At 51.1% G+C, this 515-nt stretch carries 6 tRNA genes; all 6 read left to right on the top strand.

The annotated features are described in order from the left end of the window. The first annotated feature begins 2 nt into the window (after positions 1–2). Positions 3–78 (top strand) — tRNA-His (locus tag AC4FQ1_RS13170). 3 nt (positions 79–81) lie between these two features. Continuing rightward, positions 82–156, top strand: a tRNA-Gln gene (locus AC4FQ1_RS13165). Between the two features lie 7 nt (positions 157–163). After that, positions 164–239: transfer RNA gene (locus tag AC4FQ1_RS13160), tRNA-Lys, on the top strand. Between the two features lie 17 nt (positions 240–256). Further along, positions 257–340, top strand: a tRNA-Leu gene (locus AC4FQ1_RS13155). A 21-nt stretch (positions 341–361) separates the two neighbouring features. Beyond that, positions 362–436 (top strand) — tRNA-Gly (locus AC4FQ1_RS13150). A 5-nt stretch (positions 437–441) separates the two neighbouring features. After that, positions 442–515 (top strand) — tRNA-Gly (locus AC4FQ1_RS13145).

The raw sequence follows: 515 nt of genomic DNA, 5'->3' as shown, positions 1-515 counted from the left end.
TGGTGAACGTAGTTCAGTTGGTAGAGCGCCAGTTTGTGGCACTGGTTGTCGTGGGTTCGAGTCCCATCGTTCACCCCATACAGGGATATCGCCAAGTGGTAAGGCACCACACTTTGACTGTGGTATTCGTAGGTTCGAATCCTGCTATCCCTGCCAAACTTAAGGTTCACTAGCTCAGTCGGTAGAGCACATGACTTTTAATCATGGTGTCCCGGGTTCGATTCCCGGGTGAGCCACCAATTTAATTGAAAATTGTGCAGATGTGGCGGAATTGGCAGACGCACTAGACTTAGGATCTAGCGCCTACGGCGTGGGGGTTCGACTCCCTTCATCTGCACCACAATTAAATTTAAAAAAAGATGCGGAAATGGCTCAATGGTAGAGCGCCACCTTGCCAAGGTGGATGTTGCGGGTTCGAGTCCCGTTTTCCGCTCCAAATATGCGGGTGTAGCTCAATGGTAGAGCCCTAGCCTTCCAAGCTAGTTACGAGGGTTCGATTCCCTTCACCCGCTCCA

The organism is Clostridium sp. TJA020, assembly GCF_058310295.1.
The sequence above is the reverse complement of the archived record's forward strand: the minus strand, read 5'-3'. Positions and strand labels throughout refer to the sequence as shown.